The sequence below is a fragment of the Thermoflexus sp. genome, from assembly GCF_042408365.1.
In the GTDB taxonomy this organism is placed as follows: Bacteria; Chloroflexota; Anaerolineae; order Thermoflexales; family Thermoflexaceae; genus Thermoflexus.
Map to the genome: position 1 here is coordinate 1 of NZ_JBHOQJ010000050.1, position 18,601 is coordinate 18,601.

The following is an 18,601-nucleotide window of genomic DNA, read 5'->3' on the forward strand; positions in this document are numbered from 1 at the left end:
CACGGCCCTTTGGGCCGTGGAGAGGGGAATAAAGGGGGTGGGGCCCCTCCGCCTCTTTACAAGAGCTCCAAAACGAAACGGAACCGGGCTGAATCGTTACACTTAGCCCATCTCCTTCGTCAGGCCGCTCGATCGTTAGACAATCCTATCGGATAGTTTAGCATAGCGCTTGCATCGGAGGAGGTGATCCGAGGTGTAGACAGGAGTTTCTAGGGTTCTACATCAGTTTGGGAGGGACGGGGGACTGACTTTGAAAAGCCTTGGAGTGTAAAATTCAAGCATCGTATGCGTCCCGTATCCCGTTGTTTTAGGAGAAACCGATGCGCACCGCGGAGTGGGTTTGGGAGATCCGAACGGAGTTCCTCGCCTTGGAGCGGGAGGTGGCGGGACGGCCGCCGGTGTTCCTGGACGGACCAGGAGGATCCCAAGTTCCCCGTCGGGTGATCGAAGCGATGGCCACGGCGATGATCGAGGCCAACGCCAACACCCACGGCGCCTTCCCCACCAGCCAACGGGTCGATGCGCTCGTCGCCGCGGCCCGGCAGGCCGCCGCGGATTTGATCGGCGCCGCCCCGGAGGAGATCGTCTTCGGGCCCAACATGACCACCCTCACGTTCCAAATCAGCCGGGCGATCGGGCGGATGATCCGGCCGGGGGATGAGATCGTCGTCACCCGGCTCGACCACGACGCGAACGTGGCGCCGTGGCTGGCGCTGGAGGAACGGGGGGCCCTCATCCGCTGGGTCGACTTCCATCCCGAGGACGGCACGTTGGATCTAGAAGGGTTCGCTCGGGCGCTCTCCGAGCGCACCCGCTTGGTGGCCGTGGGCTACGCTTCGAACGCCCTGGGCACCGTGAATCCGGTGCGCCGGATCGTGGAGATGGCCCACGCGGTCGGCGCGTGGGTCTACGTGGACGCGGTGCACGCCGCGCCCCATCTGTTCCTCGACGTTCAGGAATTGGGCTGCGATTTCCTGGTCTGTTCCGCGTATAAGTTCTTCGGCCCCCACATCGGCTTCCTCTACGGCCGCGCAGATCGCCTGATGGCCCTCCGGCCGTATAAAGTGCGCCCGGCCCCGGATCGGCCGCCGGAGGCCTTCGAAACCGGGACCCAGAACCATGAGGGGCTGGCCGGGCTGATCGCGGCGGTGGACTATCTGGCCGATCTCGGGCGGCGTTTCGGTAGCCCCACCGATCCTTCCCGCCGTGCCGCCCTCCGCGCGGCGATGGAGCGGATCCGAGCGCACGAGCAAGCCCTCTGCGCCCGGCTGTTGGAAGGGCTGGAGGAGATCCCCGGCGTCACTATCTACGGGATCCGGACCATGGCGCGATGGGCGGAGCGGGTGCCCACGGTCTCCTTCCGGGTCCGCGGACGGCATCCGCGGGAGATCGCTGCAGGGCTGGGGCGAGAGGGGATCTACGTGTGGGATGGGAATTTCTACGCGCTGGGGGTGACTGAACGCCTGGGCCTGGAAGGGCAGGGGGGATTGATCCGGGTCGGGGCGCTGCATTACAACACCCTGGAGGAGATCGATCGGTTCCTCGAGGCCTTAGGCCGCCTCGTCGCAGCGCCTTGAAGAAACGCCTCGGGCGTCGGCGGTTTCGTTGCCGACGCCCGAGGCGGAGCTCATCCCAGGATTTCATCCACGGGGAGGGTAAGATCGGGGAAGGCGAGGGGGGTCAAGGTCTCCCCCCGCCGGGCGGTCCGAACGGTTCGATAGCCTTCCGGGGAAGGATCCCGTCCCACCACTACTTCCCCCCGCTCCAGGTCCACCACCCAGGTCTCCGGGACGCCGGCACGTCCGTAGAGGGGGAGTTTCCGCTCCCGATCATAGGCCCCGGAGCTCTCCGCCACCTCGATCACCAGGAACACGTCCTCCGGGCCCGGGGGGGCCGTTGCGTACAAATCCGCCCGCGGCCGCAACAATGCCACGTCCGGCACCGGCACCGAAAGCCCCCCCAAACGAATGGGGCTTTGAACCCGCACGATGGCACGGCGGCGCAGGCCTTCCATCAAGCGCATGGCCAACCGATCCACACACCCTGCGTGCATGCTGCTGATGGGCGGCATTTCGATGATTTCCCCCTCGATGAGCTCGATGCGATCGTCCTCGGTGAGGATCCCCGCCTCCCGCATCCGGTGGTATTCCTCAACCGTGAAACGCCGGGTCATCACCTGTAAACTCATCCGAGCCTCCGCTCACCCCAGGATTTCATCCACAGCGAAGAGAAGGTCAGGGAAGGCGAGGGGGGTCAAGGTCTCCCCCCGCCGGGCGGTCCGAACGGTTCGATAGCCTTCCGGGGAAGGATCCCGTCCCACCACTACTTCCCCCCGCTCCAGGTCCACCACCCAGGTCTCCGGGACGCCGGCGCGCCCATAGAGGGGGAGTTTCCGCTCCCGATCATAGGCCCCGGAGCTCTCCGCCACCTCGATCACCAGGAACACGTCCTCAGGGCCAGGGTGGGCCGAGGCGTAGAAATCCGCCCGCGGCCGCAACAATGCCACGTCCGGCACCGGCTCCGAACGCTCGCCCAAATGGATTGGATCCTGAACGCTCACCAAGAAGCGGCGGCCCCCACGTTCAAAGAGGAGAACGGCCAGGCGCTTCACGCAGGCGGCGTGCCGGCTGCTGATCGGGCTCATTTCCACCAATTCCCCCTCGATGAGCTCGATGCGATCGTCCTCGGTGAGGATCCCCGCCTCCCGCATCCGATGGTATTCCTCAACCGTGAAACGCCGGGTCATCACCCCAGAGCGCATGCTCGCCTCCCTTCGTCCCGGGGAACTCGTCCTCGAGACCGGCCACCCTCTGATACCAGGCTCCTTATCATTATCATCCGGCATGTCTCTCATGAAAAACCGGTGGCCTCCCGCGAGCCGGTCGATCGAGAAGCGGATTCCGGGTTCGCTCCAGCTTTCATTGAACCGTCACGCATCCAGTGTTGTTGCTCGTGTGGATGTCGGCGGGGGAAAGGAGTCGGGCGCAATTCGTCACCGGCTTCTGCTGGACGGTCGCTGTGAAGCTGAAGACACCGTAGTACCCGGGTGGAAGGGTGTTTCCGGCGGTGCAGCTGGTTCCGCTGCATGACCAATTCGCGCTCGCCCCCGACTCGTTAATGATCAGTGGGCCGCTAAAGCTCATACCGGATGGCGGCGTATCCATCATTTGGGCCCCAGCCGGGCATGGACCGTTCCCGATGTTCTGCACCACAATGGAGACGTGATAAACGCCTGGCTGTCCAGTTGGGTCCATCTGCTTCACCACCGCGAGGTCGCAGCTACCGCTCGGCGTCGAGGTGGTTGTGGGGGTCTTCGTCGGTGTAGCGGTTGACGTTGGGGCGGTGGTCGGTGTCTTCGTCGGCGTGGCCGTTGGCGTCGAGGTCGATACCGGATTCGGCGTCAAGCCGATGATGATCGTCGGCTTTTTGATGATCGTCGGCGTTGGGGAAGGAGTGGACGCGGCGGTGCCATCCTGCAGGGTTGCCGGTCCATGAGGTGTGGCGAGCCCGGCGGTTGGAACCGGCGTCTTCGTGGCCGTCGCCGTGGGCGTCGGAACAGCCATACAGACGGTGAGGGCCATCGATTGGACCTGCGCATGGGAATAGATCACCACATTGAGATATCCATACTGATGGATTAGAGTCAGAATCCCTGGCACGAGTTGCATCACCACCGGTACGTACTGCGGATAATTCGCAGTCGTCCATGGTTGCGAGACCGCGTTCGGGATCGGAAACGACTGATCGAACTGATTCGGAATCAACGGATCGGCGATGCTGATAGTATCCGTTCCGTTATCCATAATCGGGCGAACCCATGCCATGACCCACGCCGCGACGATGGAGCTTGCCCCCGGAATGTTCGAGAACGTGTGAGCTACAAACACCGGATAGTTGAGCGGGTTGGGGGTTCCTGAGGGAAGCTGGCCGAAATACCCATAACCCGAGAACGCTGCGGTCAGCTCCGGTCGCGGCGCAAGGGGCTGCCCCGGTCCAACGGAGAGCGTCGCCGATACCGTCCCCGCCGGACATGTCGGCCCGCTGCTTGCACTCCCTGTGCCCGGTGTGCCCATCGGTGTCCCAGCCGTTGGGTTCCACCCGCTGCACGCGCCGAACACCAGCGCGCTCACCGTGATCACGGCCATAAGGCCCCACCGTTGTCGATGCATGTCCGATGTCTCCTGACGAGGGTATCTCCGACAAGCTCGTCGCTCACGCCTCCAGCCCAGCCCGGGGCGAATGCACCCAATGATATTCGAACCCCCATTCATGTCAATCCCCGTTGCCGGTTTTCATCGGCTGGAGAGGGGGACCCCCTGTGGCGCTGGCCGAAACGGCGGCCGTGTTCGGTGGATGGGATCTCCTTGTCCCTCGCAGCCTTCCCGGGGCCCTGCGTGGGATTTCTCGGGGCCAGGAGGGGGCGCTCACCACACCCGGCCGATCAGCCCTTTGAGGTATTCGGATTCGGGGAAGGTCAGGCGGATGGGGTGATCGGGGGCCTGGGAGAGTTTCTCCAGGATCTGGACCTCCCGGCCGGCGTCCTCGGCGGCGGCGAACACGATCTTTTGGAAGAGCTCCGGCGACACCAGGCCGGAGCACGAGAACGTGATGAGCACCCCGCCAGGGCGGACCAGGCGCAGCGCCTGGAGGTTGATGTCCTTGTAGCCCCGCGCCGCCCGCTGGAGGTGCGCCTGGGCATAGGCGAACTTGGGCGGATCGAGGATCACCGCGTCGAATCGACGGCCCTCGGCATAGAGCTGCCGCAGCACCTCGAAGGCATCGCCCTCGATGTTCTCAAAGCGATCCGCCCCGAAGCCGTTGAGCCGGATGTTCTCTGCGGCCAAGGCCAGCGCCTCCGCCGACGTATCCACGTTGACCACGCGGCGGGCCCCCGCGGCCAGGGCGTAAACGGCGAAAGCCCCGGTGTAGGAGAAGGCGTTCAGGACTTCTTCGGCGCCCCACAGGTAGGCCGCCGCCCGACGCCGGTTCTCCCGCTGGTCCAGGTAGAACCCGGTCTTATGGCCGCGTCGAAGGTCGACGTAGAAGCGATGCCCGTGTTCGAGGATGAGCACGCGATCGGGCGGCGCCTCGCCGGCCAGGACGCCGCAGCGCGGGGGGAGGCCCTCCTTCTCCCGCACGTCTACATCGCTGCGCTCGTAAATCCCCCGGGGCCCGAAAAACTCCTCCAGGAGGCGGACCAATGTGGGCTTCCATCGCTCGATCCCCAGCGTCAAGGATTGGAGGATCAGGAAATCGTTGTAGCGATCGACGATGAGGCCCGGGAGGCCGTCGCTCTCCGCGAAGACCAGCCGATACGCGGTCGTCTGCTCCTCCAAGCGCAGCGCCCGACGGGCCTCCCATGCCCGCTCCAGCCGGCGCCGCCAGAAGGCCGCATCGATCCCCTCCTCAGGATCCCACGTGAGCAACCGGGCCAGGATCTGGGAGCGGCGGTTCAGGTAGCCCCGCGCCAGCCATTCCCCCGCCATGGTATAGATCTCCACCAGGCCGCCGTCCTCCACCGGCCCCTCCAGGCGCCCTAAAGCGCCGGAGAAGACCCACGGGTGGTGGCGGCGGACCGGCCGCTCATGCCCGGGCTTCAGGTAAAGGCGGGGCGTGTCTCGGTCGATTCCCATAGCCCCTCGATCCTCCGCTGGAGTCCCATTGAGGATCCTGCGCCCACCGTCAGCCTTCAATTCCCCATGATCGGCGTTCCGTCGAAAATGGGAAAGGGCGAGCGTCCGGCGGGCTGGATGCCAGCGAATCCAATTGTAACGTCCGGCCCGCCTGCGATGGGAGAGGGAAGGGGAAAGGGGGATCCGGGCCACCGATCCCCCAACGAGCTCCAAAGTGGGGTTTCGATGAGGGGCCGGGGCCGCTGACGCGGCTCGCCCCCCATCGAGAACGTTCCCTCAAGGCTGAGGCGCGCCATGGTCTACACCCGCTTCCTGAAGGTGTGGGGGTTCGCTTTACGGTTGCTGCTCCACCTCCTGGTGTGGGAGCTGATCCTCCGTCGCTTCCGCCCGGAGCGGGTTCGGCGCACGGCGCCCCAGCGTTACCGGGCCTGGGCGGCCGCGTTTCGGGATCTGGCGGCCGCGCTGGGGGGCGCCCTGATCAAGCTCGGCCAGTTCCTGAGCGCCCGGGTGGACCTTTTGCCCGATTTCGTCACCGAGGAGCTCGCCCGGCTTCAGGACGAAGTGCCCGCTGAGCCCTTTGAGCGCATCCGGCCGTTGATCGAATCCGAACTGGGGGAGCCGCTGGAGGGCGCCTTTCGGTCCTTCGACCCCATCGCGACCGCCGGGGCCTCGCTGGGTCAGGTGCATCGCGCCGCGCTGCCCGACGGCACCCCGGTGATGGTTAAGGTGCAGCGGCCGGGGATCGAGCGGCTGCTCGCCGCGGACCTGGCGGCCATGACCGTCGTGGCCCGGATCCTTTCCCTCTACCCGCCGCTGCGCCGACGGGTCCAGCTCGATCGCCTGCTGCAGGAGTTCGCGCGGACGCTGGCGATGGAGCTGGACTACATCGCCGAGGCCCGCCACGCGGAACAGTTCGCCCGGAACTTCGCGGACGACCCCGGCATCCGGATCCCCCGACCGTTCTGGTCCCACACGCGGCGGCGCGTGCTGGTCCTCGAGGACGTCACCGCCATCAAGATCACGGATCTGGCCGCCATCGAGCGCGCGGGCATCTCGCGGGCCTCCGTCGCCCGGCGGCTGTATCAGGCTTACCTGCGCCAGGTCTTTTACGATGGCTTCTTCCATGCGGATCCCCATCCGGGCAACCTTTTTGTGGAGCCGATGGAGGGGGCGGGATCCCCGGACGGCGAGCGCCCCTTCCGCCTGACCTTTGTGGACTTCGGGATGGTCGGGCGGATCTCCCCCGAGGCCCGCCGCTGGCTGCGGGAGGCGGCCATCGGCTTGGGGATCCGGGACGCCCGCCGCATCGTTCAGGCCATGGATGCGTTGGGGTTTCTGCTGCCCGAGGCGGACCTGGAGCTGCTGACCCGGGCCGTGGAGCGTCTGCTGGGCCGGGTGTGGGGCCTTTCGATGGCCGAATTGCGGAAATGGTCCCTCGCGGAGGCGGAGGCGCTGTTCCTGGAATTCCGGGAGCTCCTCCTCCGGTTTCCCTTTCAGATCCCTCAGGAGTTCCTGCTCCTCGGGCGAACGTTAGGGATCCTCGCCGGCTTGGTCACCCGCCTGGATCCGGGGTTCAACGTCTTCGCGGAGGCCGAGCCCTTCGCCCGGCGCCTGCTGGAGGAGGAACAGCCAGCGCTTTCCGAACTCGCCTTGGAGGTCCTGCGCCATCTGGTGCGGATCCCCCTGGACCTCGAGCGCTTCCTCGCGCGCTCCCTGGCGGGGGAGATCCGATGGCAGGTTGCCTTCCCGGAGGCTCAGGAGACGATGATCCTAATCGCCGAGGGGTTCCAACGGCTGGTGTGGCAGATCACCGGGGTGGTCTGGTGGATCCTCGCCCTCTTTCTGTGGGCGAACGGACAAGAGCTCTTGGCTGGGATCCTAGGGGGGATCGCCGGGCTCTGGATGCTCTGGGGGCTGCGTCCGTGGCCGCGCCGGGCTTACGGCGCGAGAAAATTCGCCCAACGGCGAACCGGCCCGGGGCCCGACTTAGAAGCGTGGTGAAGGGTTTGAGGGCGAATGAAGCATAAGGGGCGCCCGTTGGATCCGCGCCCTTTCCGGCGAAGATCCGCTTTGAACTTACGAGCGCCCCACGCTGGTGGAAGGCGTTTCCTCTTCCTCCAGCAAGCCATCCAGCACCGCGCGCACGGAGAGCAGCGCCTCCCGGCGGGCGGCCTTCCAGTGTTGCCAGAACCGCTCGGGGAGCATGGCCTTCAGGGCCTCCTGGAACTCCCGGCGGGCCATCCGGGCGTGGGCCCGCGCCTCCTCTTGCCAACGCTTCCGCGCCTCTGCCATCGCTGACCTCCCCACGAGCTGCAGCGATCGCTCTACTCTCATGATGTGCCGGAAAAGCCGGCTTGGCAAGTCCACGAAGCGGTGGCACCAGGGCAGGGCTCATCCGAGCTCCTCGAACGCCTGGCGGTGCACCGCCCGGAGCCGTTTGGGGGAGACCCGGGCATAGCGCCGGGTGGTGGTCGGGGAGGCGTGCCCTAATAAGTCCTGCACCGCCGCCAGATCCCCGGTGGCCTCCAGCACCCGGGTGGCGAAGTAGTGGCGGAACTGGTGGGGTGTGAGGACCTCCTCCAACCCGGCTTCCCGGGCCAGCGTTGTTAAAGCCCGCCGCACCCCTTCCGGGGTCAAGGGCAGCGTCCGGTTCCCCGCGCCTTTATCGTGGCGGGCGAACAGGGGTGCATGATCGGCCGCCTTCCCCCGGAGGCCCGCATCGCGTGCGTGCAGATAAGCCTCCAGCGCGCGGACGGCCGCCGCATCGAGGAACGCCAGCCGTTCCTTTCCGCCCTTTCCGTGATGTACCCAGAGGACCCTCTGGACTGGATCGAAATCCCCTCGCCGCAGCATCACCAGCTCTCCAACCCGGATCCCGCTGCTGCGCAACACCAACAGCAGCGCCAGGTCCCGGAGGCGGATGAGTTCCTGACGGCGGGACCGGGCGGGCGGGCGGGCGCGGGCGGCCTGGAGCAACGCTTCCAAAACCTCCTCCCGGGGCAGGCGGGGGAGGGGAGGGGAGGGACGTCCGCGCTGGGCCCGAAGCTCCCGCACCAGCCGGCGGGCGGCTTCCGCCGGCAAGGTCCACAGCCCTTCATCCAGCAGGAAATTCACCCAGCCGACCAATGCCGCCAGATACGTCTGGCGGGTCGCGGCCGGCAGCGTCCGGCCTTCCCGCCGGTAACGGTCCTCCAAGTAGGTGATGAAGTCCCGCACGATCTCCGGATCCAGATCCGATACCGTCCGGGCGTTCGGGTCCAGATCCAGGGCGGAGAGGTATTCCAGGAACCGCTGGAGCGCGGTGCGATAGGTCCGGACCGTGCGGGGGCGCCGGCCGTAACGGACGGCCAGGACCTCCAGGAAAGCGAGGACCGCGCTGCGCAAACGGATCGGCTCTTCCATTCGCGTTCTCCCTATCGAATCCGGGCCATCCGAAGCCCGTTCGCCACCGCCAGGAGCTCGGAGACCTCGTGGGCGAGGACGGCCAAGGCCACGCGGAGGGATCCGGTGAGGGCCAGGGGGATCAGGACAGCCAGGACCATCAGGGAGAAGGCGATGTTCTGGGCGCTGATCCGTCGGGCCTTCTTCCCCAACCGGATGGCGAAGGCGACCTGCCGTAGATCGTCGGCCATCAGGGCCACGTCGGCGGCCTCGATGGCCGCGTCGGTGCCGATCGCCCCCATCGCCATCCCCACCGTCGCCTGGGCGAGCGCCGGCGCGTCGTTGATCCCATCCCCGACCATCGCCACCGGCCCATATCGCTCCTCCAGCTCCCGGATCGCCTTCACCTTGTCTTCCGGCCTCAGATCCGCTTTCACCTCGTCAATGCCCAGCTCCGCCGCGATGGCCCGCGCCGTCGCCTCTCGATCCCCCGTGAGCATCACCACCCGCACCCCCATCCGATGCAACTCGCGGATCGCCTCGCGGGCTTGGGGGCGGACCACATCCCGAACGGCGATCACTCCCTTCAACCCCGCCTCCGTCCCCACCAGCACCAGGGTTTTCCCATCGTGGCGCAGCGCCTCCGGGAGGGCCTTCACGTCCACCTCCAGCCCCGCCTTCCGGAAAAGGCCCGGCTTCCCCACGTAGACGGTTTGATCCCCCACGCGGGCCATCGCACCATAGCCGGTGATGGCGGAGAACGATCGGACCTCCAGCCCGGCGATCCCGAGCTCCTCGGCTTTCCGCACGATCGCCCGGGCCAGGGGATGCTCCGAATACCGCTCCACGCTGGAGGCCAGGCGGAGCACTTCCTCTTCATCCCCCTGAATGGCGATCACTTCGGTGACCTCCGGCTCCCCCCGCGTCAGCGTCCCGGTCTTGTCGAAAGCCACCACCCGGATGCGGCCCAGGTTCTCCAGGTGCACGCCGCCCTTAATCAGCACGCCGCTCAACCCCGCCCGGCCGATGCCGGCGGCGATCGCGATCGGGGTGGACATCACCAACGCGCAGGGGGCGGCGGCGACCAGCAACACGACCGCCCGGGCGGCCCAATCGGTGAGCGACGCGCCCAGCAGGGGAGGGAGGAGGGCCATCAGCGCCGCGCTCAAGAGGACCAGCGGGGAGTAGACCCGGCCGAACCGCTCGATGAACTGTTGGGCCTGCCCTTTTTGCTCCTGGGCCTCCTCCACCAGATGGATGATCCGAGCTAAGGTGTTGTCCTCGAAGGACGCCGTGGCTCGCACCTTCAGCATGCCTTCCTGATTGATCGTCCCCGCAAAGACCGGCATCCCGGCTTTCTTCTCCACTGGGATCGATTCACCGGTCACCGGGGCCTCGTTCACCATCGAGCGGCCTTCCAGGACGATCCCGTCGGTGGGGATGGACTCGCCGGGCCGGACGATGAAGAGGTCGCCGACCTGGAGCGCGTGGGCGGGGATGACCTGCTCCACGCCGTCGCGCAGGACCCGAGCCTCCTTCGGGGCCAGATCCAGCAGCTTCCGAATCGAGGCCCGGGTGCGGGCGTAGGCGAGCTCCTCCAATCCTTCGGCTGTGCCGTAAAGGAAGACGAGAACGGCGGCCTCATCCCAGAGGCCCAGGGCGGCGGCCCCGAGCGCGGCCGCCAGCATGAGCAGCTCGATATCGATCTCCCGCCGCTCGACCAGCTTCTCCAGGCCCTCACGGGCCCAATGAAAAGCGCCGAGGGGGATCGCGAGGGCGTACATCGCGATCTCGATGAGGGGCGGGATCCACCCCAAATGGGCCAGGCCGAAGGCTAGGCCGGTGAGCAGCCCGGCGGCGAGGGCGTTGCGCAGCGGAGGGTAGGTGTACCATCGGCCCTCGAAGGTTTCCACGGTTTCCATCCTTCGCCTCCCGGATTGCTGCGTTCCGCGGCGACCTCTCGGTCTCAGCGCCCTATTTTAACCCGGATTGGTCTCGGGGCAGTGAAATGATGGGAAGCTCTCAAGCTTCAACGGCGCCTCGATCCCAGCACACCCAACCCGAGCGCGAGAGCCGCCGGTAGAAGGAAGAAGAGGTGGACAGGCCATGCTTCAGGATGCATTAACAGCCCCAGGCGATATGTCCATGACTCCCACAAGCTCGGCTCGGCTACGCGGCCCAAGCGGTCGATGGGACGTGAGGGACTCGCGCTCCCCAACAACACCACCCAAAGGCCTGCCCATCCCGTCAGCCAGCCCAGGGCGATGCCAGCGAACAGATAAGGGGCCAGACGCACCCCTTGCTTCCACAGCAGCGCCCCAGCCAGCACGGTGAGGAGAACCGGCGCGGGCCAGAACATCGCTACCGGAACGAAAGCGAGCCCTGCAAACAGATCACGAGCGCGCGCCACCGCGGTGCTGGCCGCGATCGTGATCCCGGCCAAAGCGAGCGTGTAGACCAGCGCGGCGATGGCTAGAAGCGTTCCCACCACCGGGCGAACCCGCTGTCCGGTCCCCAGCGCCCACGCCGTTCCCAGGAGGACGGCCGCCAGGGGAAGCCCGAGAAGGAGGAAACCCCACCAGGCCTCGTACCTTTGCTGTAAAGTTGCGAAAGCCCCCCCAACGCTTAGGAAAGCCAAAACGCATCCAGTGAGCCCGAACAAGATGACGCCGATCCACCGGAGGATCCTCATCCCGCCCCTCCTTTCTAACGCTCTTCTAGATCCTTTTCTATCTTCTCTTCCACAGTTTTGTCCATATCTTACCTCCCTCCGGGATTCTCAAAGTTCTAACAAAGACGGCATAACCGTGAGGAATGGGATGACCCCAGAATGTTAGAACTCTGAAAAGCCCTGTACCTCCTTGTTAGACCTTTAAAAAGCACGGCTTCCAACTCCCACGATCCCGACCTCCTCCGCCTTTCGCTCTTTCACTTTGTAGCCGAGCCGGTCCTATTCAAAGCCATCGATGGAGAGTCCTCGAAGCTGTGTCATAATTGGAGGCGTGGAGCTCACGCTGGATTGGAGGTCTAAGGTGTGAGACCGCATGACCGCCTGTGGCGCGATACGACGATTTGCTCCGCCATCATCTTGGTCTATTTGCTGCTGGGGTGGTTCCATTGGCGGTTCGTTATGGTGCCGGCCAAGCCGGATGAGATTGCCCATCTGGTTTACATCGCGGATGTTCTCCGTGGCCGTTTGTGGCCCGTGATGGACCCGCACCCGAAAGCGCCGTGTCCGCTGGATGAGCGGTTCCAACCCCCGCTGTATTATTGGCTCAGCGCGCTGGTCCTCTGGCCCAGCCCGATAGGGTGGCCGGAGGATTGGGTGGTGGCGAACCCGTTTTTCCTCGTCGGCGCCCCTCGAGGGAACACCACGCCGTGTTTGCACTTTCCTCAAGGGACAGCCCCGTTGATGGCGGGGCGGATTTGGTCCTGGCTGCTGGGTGTCCTCACCGTGTGCGGCCTCTATCAGGGCGGGCGTGCCTGGTTGAGCCGGGAGGGCGCCGCCCTGGCGGCGCTGGTGGCGGCCACGCTCCCCTCATTGCTCTTTTACCAAACGGGGATCAGCAACATTGCGTTGTTCACGCCGCTCAACGCCTTGGTCCTGAGCGAGATGGCCTGGATCTGGCGGGGAGGGCATTCCCGGATCCGATGGGCCCGGACGTTGATCCTGTTGGTTTTAAGCTTCTACACGCGGATGGAAGCCATCTTTCTGTTGATCCCGATGGCGCTTCTCATCGCGAGATCCCCGCGATCTGCCCAGTGGCTTTGGAGCCGATCCGGCGCGGCGTGGTCCGGGATCGCCCTCGCGTTGGTATCCGTGCTCTTTCTACGTAACCTCGCTCTTTATGGGGACCCCCTGGCCCGCGTCGGGCTGATTGCGCGGGGCCAACCCGTCGCGCTCTTATTTTGGATCCGTATGGAGTTCCTCGATTTCCTCAAGGGCGCGCTTATCAAACCGGGCCAAGGGGAATGGCTGTATGGGGTGCTGGGAATCAGCCTGCTGGCGGGGATGCTCGGATGGGGGATCCGCATCCTTCGCCGGGAAACTCCTTTCGTGGCCGGGATGCTCGCCCTTCATTCCGGGGCGCTCCTCGCAGCCTCGGTCCTGCTCAGCCTGCGTTATATTGTCGGCGGCCCTCGATATCTCGGGACCGCTGGGGGTTCGTGGTTTTGGCTTTGGGCGGCCGGGTGGGAAGGGTGGGGGCGTGGTCCTTGGCGCTCGCGGGCGATCGCGGGGGCGATGTTGACAATGTACACCGTCAGCGTCCTCGTCATTCTCCATGGAGTTCTGCCGATTTACGTTCCACGGCCCGCAACGCGCGCCGCCGCGCCGATCGCTTGGATCGATGACGGAATCGTCCTCCATCGGGCCCACATTGAGCCCGCCCGCGCCCGGCCCGGGGACGTGATCACCATCCGTCTGACGTGGGAGGCGCGCCGGCCGGTCGCCGGCAACTATGCCGTCTTCGTCCATGCCCTGGACCCCCAGCAACCTCGCATCCTGGCCCAAGAAGACACTTACCCGTTCTATGGGCACTATCCCACGATGCTCTGGGCCCCCGAGCGCCCCTTTGAGGAGATCCACCGCATCCAGTTGCCCGCCGACCTGAAAGTTCCTGTCGTTCGTCTCACGGTCGGGTTATATCGTTATGAGACCGGCGAGCGCCTCCCGGCCTTCGCCCCGGATGGCACGCGCTTCCAGGCCGGGGGGCCGGACGCCATCCCCATCGGTGTGGTGGACCTCGAGGGCCTATCCGAACCGTGACCCTCGCCGATGGGGTTCACGGCAACACGCGGACCCGACTCAAGAGCACTCGGTCCTGCCCATCCTCCCCACGCAGACGCTCCCCGGTGTCTGGCCGATAAAGGCCTACCTCGATCTCGTAGAAGCCGGGGGGCGTATCGGGTTTCAGGGCCAGTGTGTAGCGCTCCTGGTAGATCCGACCGATCTCCCAACGGGAGGTGGGGGGATCGGGCGGCTTGTCGTGCTGCCCCCACAGGGTTTGGGGAGGCTGGAGGACGTGGGTGAAGACCGTGAGATCCGTGTTCACCTTTTTGAGAGCGCGCCAGTAGAGGGTCAGGGTGATGGCCTCGCCGGGGCGGGCCTGGCGGTTCCGGATCTCGAAGCCAGCTAGCTCGATCGCCCCACCGAAGCGATATCCGATCGGATTGGGGACCTCGCCACGCCCCGGCTCCAGGCGACCGACAGGGAGGCGGATGTGATCGCCTACCAGCCTCCCTCCCTGTTCGGCGGGGAACCGTTGCCCGGTTCGGAGATCATAAAAGCCGATGGCCAGCGCCAGCGAGGCGGGCGCCACAGCCCCGCGGGGGATCTGGAGGCGTACGTGTTCCTTCCACTGCTGGCCCTCTCGAAGCAACCGTGTGCTGCTTAACCCTTGAAGCGGGTAGCCATCGTGCTGGGCGATGATGATGTCGAGATCGTCCAGGAGATGGACGAAGAGACTCCGGTCCTCCTCGGTTGGTCCCAGCGCTTCAAAGTAAAGCCACACATCCATGGCCTCTCCCGGTTGCAGACGATGCGGGCCGGCCTCCAGGCCGATCAAACGGATCTTTCCCCCGAAGACCGCATCGGGGCGCAGGGGGAGGGCGGCGAGCTCCTCCGGCTTGGGGGCAGGCAGCGGCTGGTAGGCCGGGGCAATCCATAGGACAGGAGCCATCAGCGCCAGCGTCCCCAGGAAGGCCGGCGGGGAGGCCCACGCTAGCCAGCGGAGGCTGCGCAAGGGGATCCGGCGGGTCCAATATTCCCATCCGATCCAAAGGCCCAGTGCCAGAGGGCCCAGGGCGGTGAACATCAGCCGTCCCTGGGAGGCCATGGTCATGGAGGTCCACCGGACCACCCCAGCGAACACCAGGGCGATATATCCCAGAAGGCCAGCCCAGATCCATCGATTCTCCGGGCGCCGCATCGCAGGGGAGAAGAGGAGAAAGGCGAGGAACCCCAGGCCGGCCAGGGAGGCCCAGAGATCCAACGCGGTGTAGATCCAGGAGGGCATGACCACGTTCATTCCTCCGAACACCCCCCAGAAGGAGCGCCGAAACCCCTCCCACTCTCGGAGCAGGTCTTCCACGGTCGCCGAGCGCCGTCCAACGATCGCCAACATCATCGACAGCCCGGTGGGATCCCCATAGAGCTGCCAGTTGCGGAGGAACCACCAGCCGCTGATGAGGGCAGCGATCGCGAAGGGGACGGGAAGGGCCCCCCATTGCGATCGAGCGTGGCGCCCGCGGAGGATGCGGATCAACAGCGCGGCCCCTGCCAGAGGCCATAGGAGCAACCCGCTCAGCTTGGCCAGCGCCGCCGCGCCCAATCCCACGCCCAACATGATCGCATCCTTCCAGCGGAGCCCCAGCCTCCAGATCCGGGCAATGAGATACAGGACCATCGGGGCCAGGCTGTTCACCGCCACGTCGTTGTTCACAGATCCGGAAATAAAAAGGAACATGGGGTTTAGGGCCATCAGCAACCCCGCGCCCATTGCCCAGCGGGGGCATCGGGGGAGCAGCAGCCGGATCCACCCGACGGTGAAGGCAACACCAGCCGCGGCCAGCAAGACGGAGACCCCCCGCCAGAGGTGCAGGGTTAAAACACTGCCCCGCCACGGGAAGGCTTCCCAGGGGCCGTGGAGGGTTTGGTTGCGGTTGGAGATCAGGGCGGCATTCCCCGGGTGGGCATGGGGATTTGGAAGATAGATTCGTTCGAAATCTGAGAGGTCCCACCGGAAGAGGCGCGTGAGCCATGCCAACCATCCGTAGTAAAGCGGGGGCTGGCTGCCCTCCTGGCGCCACATCGTTTGCACGCCGGGCTGTTGGATCGGGAGGCCGCCCCCTTGGGCCAGGTGGACGGCCATCCCAATGTGCCAAAACTCGTCGGGGGATTCAAACAGAGGGTTCAGGCTGCTGTGCAACGCGGCGAGGATCCCGAAAAGGAGCAATAGAATCGTGAAACGAGTTCTCATGGTTTCTCCACCCTTTGGCGATGAAAGGGCGCTGCTCCTCTTCCCTCAGGGCGCCTTAGAGACGTGGGGGAGGGTAGGGGAAGGCGCGCCCAGGATATGTGGTGGCTGCGGTTGGCCCGCTTCGGGGGCTATTTTAACCTGGACGGCCGATGGGCGTCCGGCGCTCCGGGGGCGATGGGCCCGAACGAATTACCGAAAAGCCCTGGGGCTTCGCCCGCACGGTGGGAAAATCTCCAAGAGCAAGCGGCGGTATTTCCCGTTCGGGTCCAATCGATGTTTAATGGATGTTAGGAATTACGCAGTTGGTTTTCGCCTGAGGGCTTTCGGGGCGGAGCCGCGCGCCGAAGGCGAAGAAAAAAACGTGCTGCGGTCGACATGCCAAGGAAGCTAGTCAGAGCCATATAAAGCGCCGGGCCTTGCTGGAAGAGATGGAGAAGGGACTCGGATGAATCGGGGAGGGGATGCTATGACCTGCGGGGAAAGGATGAAACGCCTGGGGCCTGCAGATGAGGCCCAAATCCGCTTGCTGATGCGCCTGCCGCCGGCTCGCCGTCTCCAGACCCTGCTGGAGCTCCAAGCGCTTTGGCTGGATACCGCTGCGACGAGCCTATCCGGAGCTCTCCGACTATGCGCTCACCATGTTGATGTTTCAGAGGCTTCAGCATGGCGAGTGAATCGTTCCTCGAGTTGTATGTGGATATCCTTCAGACGTTGGAGCGATTGAACATCCCCTATGTAGTCATCGGGGCGTTCGCTGGAATGTCCTACGGAATGACCCGCTTAACCGCCGACGTAGATATCGTTGTGGAGCTTAACGAAGAGCAAGTGGAAGCGTTAGCAGCGGCATATCCTCCTCCTCGGTTCTACGCGGATCCCCATCAGATGCAGGAATCTATTCGATTGGGAATCATGTTCAATATCGTGGTTTGCTCGCCCGGAGGATGTGATCGTGGGCAAGCTGATGGCATATGGCGTGAGGGCCGATTCTTCAAACACGAGCAGGATATCCGGGATATCCTAGTCGCCGTGCGCCTGAACGAGGAGCCCGAGTGGACGGCCCACTTTGACTTTGAATACGTGGACCGTTGGGCGGAGCGCCTGGGATCAGACGTGGCGGCGTTATGGCAGGATCTAAAGGCCGCTGCGGGGGTAGGGTGATGGGGGGATCGAGGACACCTGGACATGCGGTGGCTGAAATTCTTACCGCCTTTGGAGACTTCATATCCATTGGGCGGCCGTTCGGGATCGCGGGGGCTGGGATGGGCCCTCATCGGCCGTGGGGTGGGGAGGGGCACCCCGCCGCAAGGCGGGGGTGAACGCGAACGAGCAATTTGGTTTGTTTAACATACCTTATACCAATCAAATAGTTGCTCTTTCAAGGCGCAGAATCCTTCGGTTCGCCCGTCTCCCACCCGCATTGAAATAGCCCGAAAGAGCTTGATGCAGTTGCTGGAAATCCTCAAGCAGCTCCGCCGGACCGATTGATCCCTCAAAGGGCGAAAGCGGGCCGCGTATACGGCCCGCCCATCATGGAATTCCACTCTATCCAGTGGTGCTCAGTGCAGCCAGGAACTCCGGGGGCAAGGGCCGGGCTTCTCCAAGCATCCGGCTCAACAGGTAGACCTTGGCCGTATACTCGATTCGCTCCAGAATCACCCAGGCTTCTTCCAGAGTTTGCCCTACGGTGACGACCCCATGATGAGGAAGCAGCACCGCTTGATGATCTCGAATCCAATCGCGAATCGCCAAAGCGTCATCCTCTGAACTGGGCAGCGCCAGCCGGGCAGTCGGAACTTTCCCCACGGTCATCACCACTTCGGGCAGAACCTCCGAGGGAAACGGCACACCGGCCACCGTGAGGGCTACGGTGAAGGGAGGATGCGCATGCAAAACTGCCTCGATATCCGAGCGCTGACGATAAGCCTCGATGTGCATGGGCCATTCTGAGGAGGGCTCCGCCCTACCCGATCCGAACTGGAGCACATGCCCCGCCATATCTAGCACCACCATGTCCTCCGGCCGCAACCGCCCTTTGTTCTTGCCTCGAGGCGTGATCAGGATTCGATCGGCATCCAGGCGAATCGAAAGATTGCCGTCGTTCGCCGAGACCAGTCCTCGAGCATACAGACGAGCGCCGATTTCCACCAGCGCTTCGCGTAACCGTTGTTCCCGTAAACTCCAACGAAACCGCCGCATGGATCCGATGCTCCCATTGGACTTACAGCTGAGCGCTTTCGTGCTTGATTCCTTAATATAACCCAAGTGGCCGCGCTGCGCCTTTGGCATGGCTCGGCTCCGTTGCTTTCAATTTAGGATTTAGGGGTTTCAGGGCTGGGTCAGGAACGGAATCGCTGCTTATTTGACATTTGGGCGCATGGTCTTACAATTGAAGTAAGACTACTTTATTGCAAAAATGAAATTGAAATTTTTTCTGTAAGGGGCGGCCGCTTACGCGGCCCACCTTTCACAGAAATTCCACGAATCGAGCGCTCGTCGCTGCGGGTTCGAATGATCACCACTGTTGTTTGTAAGCCTTTGTTGTGAATTCGAAACGCCGAGAGCCCGTAGAGAGGATTTTAGGGTGGGTGGGGCCGCCTTCGGCGGCCC

General features: G+C 64.6%; 14 protein-coding genes. 4 read left to right on the forward strand and 10 right to left on the reverse strand.

From position 1 onward, the window contains the following. The first annotated feature begins 320 nt into the window (after positions 1 to 320). Positions 321 to 1,577, forward strand: coding sequence for a cysteine desulfurase-like protein (locus ACFMO5_RS02295; protein ID WP_376791158.1), 1,257 nt, complete (start codon positions 321 to 323; stop codon positions 1,575 to 1,577). 50 nt (positions 1,578 to 1,627) lie between these two features. Here the strand turns inward: ACFMO5_RS02295 and ACFMO5_RS02300 are convergent, their stop codons facing one another. The 4 genes from ACFMO5_RS02300 to ACFMO5_RS02315 form a co-directional block, all read right to left on the reverse strand. Continuing rightward, on the reverse strand, positions 1,628 to 2,188 hold the full coding sequence (locus ACFMO5_RS02300; RefSeq protein WP_376791159.1) for a Uma2 family endonuclease: 561 nt from the start codon (positions 2,186 to 2,188) through the stop codon (positions 1,628 to 1,630). Positions 2,189 to 2,200: 12 nt separating this feature from the next. Then, a complete protein-coding gene (locus ACFMO5_RS02305; protein WP_376791160.1) occupies positions 2,201 to 2,761 on the reverse strand; it encodes a Uma2 family endonuclease in 561 nt (186 codons plus the stop codon). A gap of 157 nt (positions 2,762 to 2,918) precedes the next feature. Next, entirely contained in the window at positions 2,919 to 4,169 is a 1,251-nt protein-coding gene (locus tag ACFMO5_RS02310) for an autotransporter (protein WP_376791161.1), read from the reverse strand. 255 nt (positions 4,170 to 4,424) lie between these two features. Next, positions 4,425 to 5,633: a class I SAM-dependent rRNA methyltransferase gene (locus tag ACFMO5_RS02315; protein ID WP_376791162.1), complete on the reverse strand. Its 1,209-nt coding sequence runs from the start codon at positions 5,631 to 5,633 to the stop codon at positions 4,425 to 4,427. A 294-nt stretch (positions 5,634 to 5,927) separates the two neighbouring features. On the opposite strand from ACFMO5_RS02315, the gene ACFMO5_RS02320 reads away from it, so the two are divergent. Then, positions 5,928 to 7,634, forward strand: a complete 1,707-nt coding sequence (locus ACFMO5_RS02320; RefSeq protein ID WP_376791163.1) for an ABC1 kinase family protein — start codon at positions 5,928 to 5,930, stop codon at positions 7,632 to 7,634. Between the two features lie 75 nt (positions 7,635 to 7,709). Here ACFMO5_RS02320 and ACFMO5_RS02325 read toward each other — a convergent pair whose 3' ends face one another. The 4 genes from ACFMO5_RS02325 to ACFMO5_RS02340 form a co-directional block, all read right to left on the reverse strand. After that, on the reverse strand, positions 7,710 to 7,925 hold the full coding sequence (locus ACFMO5_RS02325) for a hypothetical protein (RefSeq protein WP_376791164.1): 216 nt from the start codon (positions 7,923 to 7,925) through the stop codon (positions 7,710 to 7,712). A gap of 99 nt (positions 7,926 to 8,024) precedes the next feature. Further along, positions 8,025 to 9,035 carry a tyrosine-type recombinase/integrase gene (locus tag ACFMO5_RS02330; protein ID WP_376791165.1) on the reverse strand — a complete coding sequence of 337 codons (1,011 nt, stop codon included), beginning with the start codon at positions 9,033 to 9,035 and terminating at the stop codon, positions 8,025 to 8,027. An 11-nt stretch (positions 9,036 to 9,046) separates the two neighbouring features. Next, positions 9,047 to 10,936, reverse strand: a complete 1,890-nt coding sequence (locus ACFMO5_RS02335) for a heavy metal translocating P-type ATPase (protein WP_376791166.1) — start codon at positions 10,934 to 10,936, stop codon at positions 9,047 to 9,049. Positions 10,937 to 11,043: 107 nt separating this feature from the next. Then, entirely contained in the window at positions 11,044 to 11,706 is a 663-nt protein-coding gene (locus tag ACFMO5_RS02340; RefSeq protein WP_376791167.1) for a hypothetical protein, read from the reverse strand. A gap of 342 nt (positions 11,707 to 12,048) precedes the next feature. On the opposite strand from ACFMO5_RS02340, the gene ACFMO5_RS02345 reads away from it, so the two are divergent. Then, on the forward strand, positions 12,049 to 13,782 hold the full coding sequence (locus ACFMO5_RS02345; RefSeq protein ID WP_376791168.1) for a glycosyltransferase family 39 protein: 1,734 nt from the start codon (positions 12,049 to 12,051) through the stop codon (positions 13,780 to 13,782). A 16-nt stretch (positions 13,783 to 13,798) separates the two neighbouring features. Here ACFMO5_RS02345 and ACFMO5_RS02350 read toward each other — a convergent pair whose 3' ends face one another. Then, positions 13,799 to 15,994 (reverse strand): ArnT family glycosyltransferase, encoded by a 2,196-nt coding sequence (locus tag ACFMO5_RS02350; RefSeq protein WP_376791169.1) that lies wholly within the window; start codon positions 15,992 to 15,994, stop codon positions 13,799 to 13,801. A gap of 663 nt (positions 15,995 to 16,657) precedes the next feature. Between ACFMO5_RS02350 and ACFMO5_RS02355 the strand changes: the two genes are divergently transcribed. Then, the gene (locus tag ACFMO5_RS02355; RefSeq protein WP_376791170.1) at positions 16,658 to 17,152 is read left to right on the forward strand and encodes a hypothetical protein; all 495 of its coding nucleotides are present in this window, start codon (positions 16,658 to 16,660) and stop codon (positions 17,150 to 17,152) included. 384 nt (positions 17,153 to 17,536) lie between these two features. Here the strand turns inward: ACFMO5_RS02355 and ACFMO5_RS02360 are convergent, their stop codons facing one another. Next, complete coding sequence (locus ACFMO5_RS02360) at positions 17,537 to 18,190, reverse strand: class II aldolase/adducin family protein (protein WP_376791171.1); 654 nt, start codon at positions 18,188 to 18,190, stop codon at positions 17,537 to 17,539. Positions 18,191 to 18,601 lie beyond the last annotated feature (411 nt).

Bases quoted from the DNA above. Each gene is read 5' to 3' on its own strand.
- ACFMO5_RS02320 (WP_376791163.1), top strand. From the start codon at position 5,928: ATGGTCTACACCCGCTTCCTGAAGGTGTGGGGGTTCGCTTTACGGTTG.
- ACFMO5_RS02330 (WP_376791165.1), bottom strand. From the start codon at position 9,035: ATGGAAGAGCCGATCCGTTTGCGCAGCGCGGTCCTCGCTTTCCTGGAG.
- ACFMO5_RS02325 (WP_376791164.1), bottom strand. From the start codon at position 7,925: ATGGCAGAGGCGCGGAAGCGTTGGCAAGAGGAGGCGCGGGCCCACGCC.
- ACFMO5_RS02335 (WP_376791166.1), bottom strand. From the start codon at position 10,936: ATGGAAACCGTGGAAACCTTCGAGGGCCGATGGTACACCTACCCTCCG.
- ACFMO5_RS02340 (WP_376791167.1), bottom strand. From the start codon at position 11,706: ATGAGGATCCTCCGGTGGATCGGCGTCATCTTGTTCGGGCTCACTGGA.
- ACFMO5_RS02360 (WP_376791171.1), bottom strand. From the start codon at position 18,190: ATGCGGCGGTTTCGTTGGAGTTTACGGGAACAACGGTTACGCGAAGCG.
- ACFMO5_RS02305 (WP_376791160.1), bottom strand. From the start codon at position 2,761: ATGCGCTCTGGGGTGATGACCCGGCGTTTCACGGTTGAGGAATACCAT.
- ACFMO5_RS02310 (WP_376791161.1), bottom strand. From the start codon at position 4,169: ATGCATCGACAACGGTGGGGCCTTATGGCCGTGATCACGGTGAGCGCG.
- ACFMO5_RS02350 (WP_376791169.1), bottom strand. From the start codon at position 15,994: ATGAGAACTCGTTTCACGATTCTATTGCTCCTTTTCGGGATCCTCGCC.
- ACFMO5_RS02295 (WP_376791158.1), top strand. From the start codon at position 321: ATGCGCACCGCGGAGTGGGTTTGGGAGATCCGAACGGAGTTCCTCGCC.
- ACFMO5_RS02315 (WP_376791162.1), bottom strand. From the start codon at position 5,633: ATGGGAATCGACCGAGACACGCCCCGCCTTTACCTGAAGCCCGGGCAT.
- ACFMO5_RS02300 (WP_376791159.1), bottom strand. From the start codon at position 2,188: ATGAGTTTACAGGTGATGACCCGGCGTTTCACGGTTGAGGAATACCAC.
- ACFMO5_RS02355 (WP_376791170.1), top strand. From the start codon at position 16,658: ATGGCGAGTGAATCGTTCCTCGAGTTGTATGTGGATATCCTTCAGACG.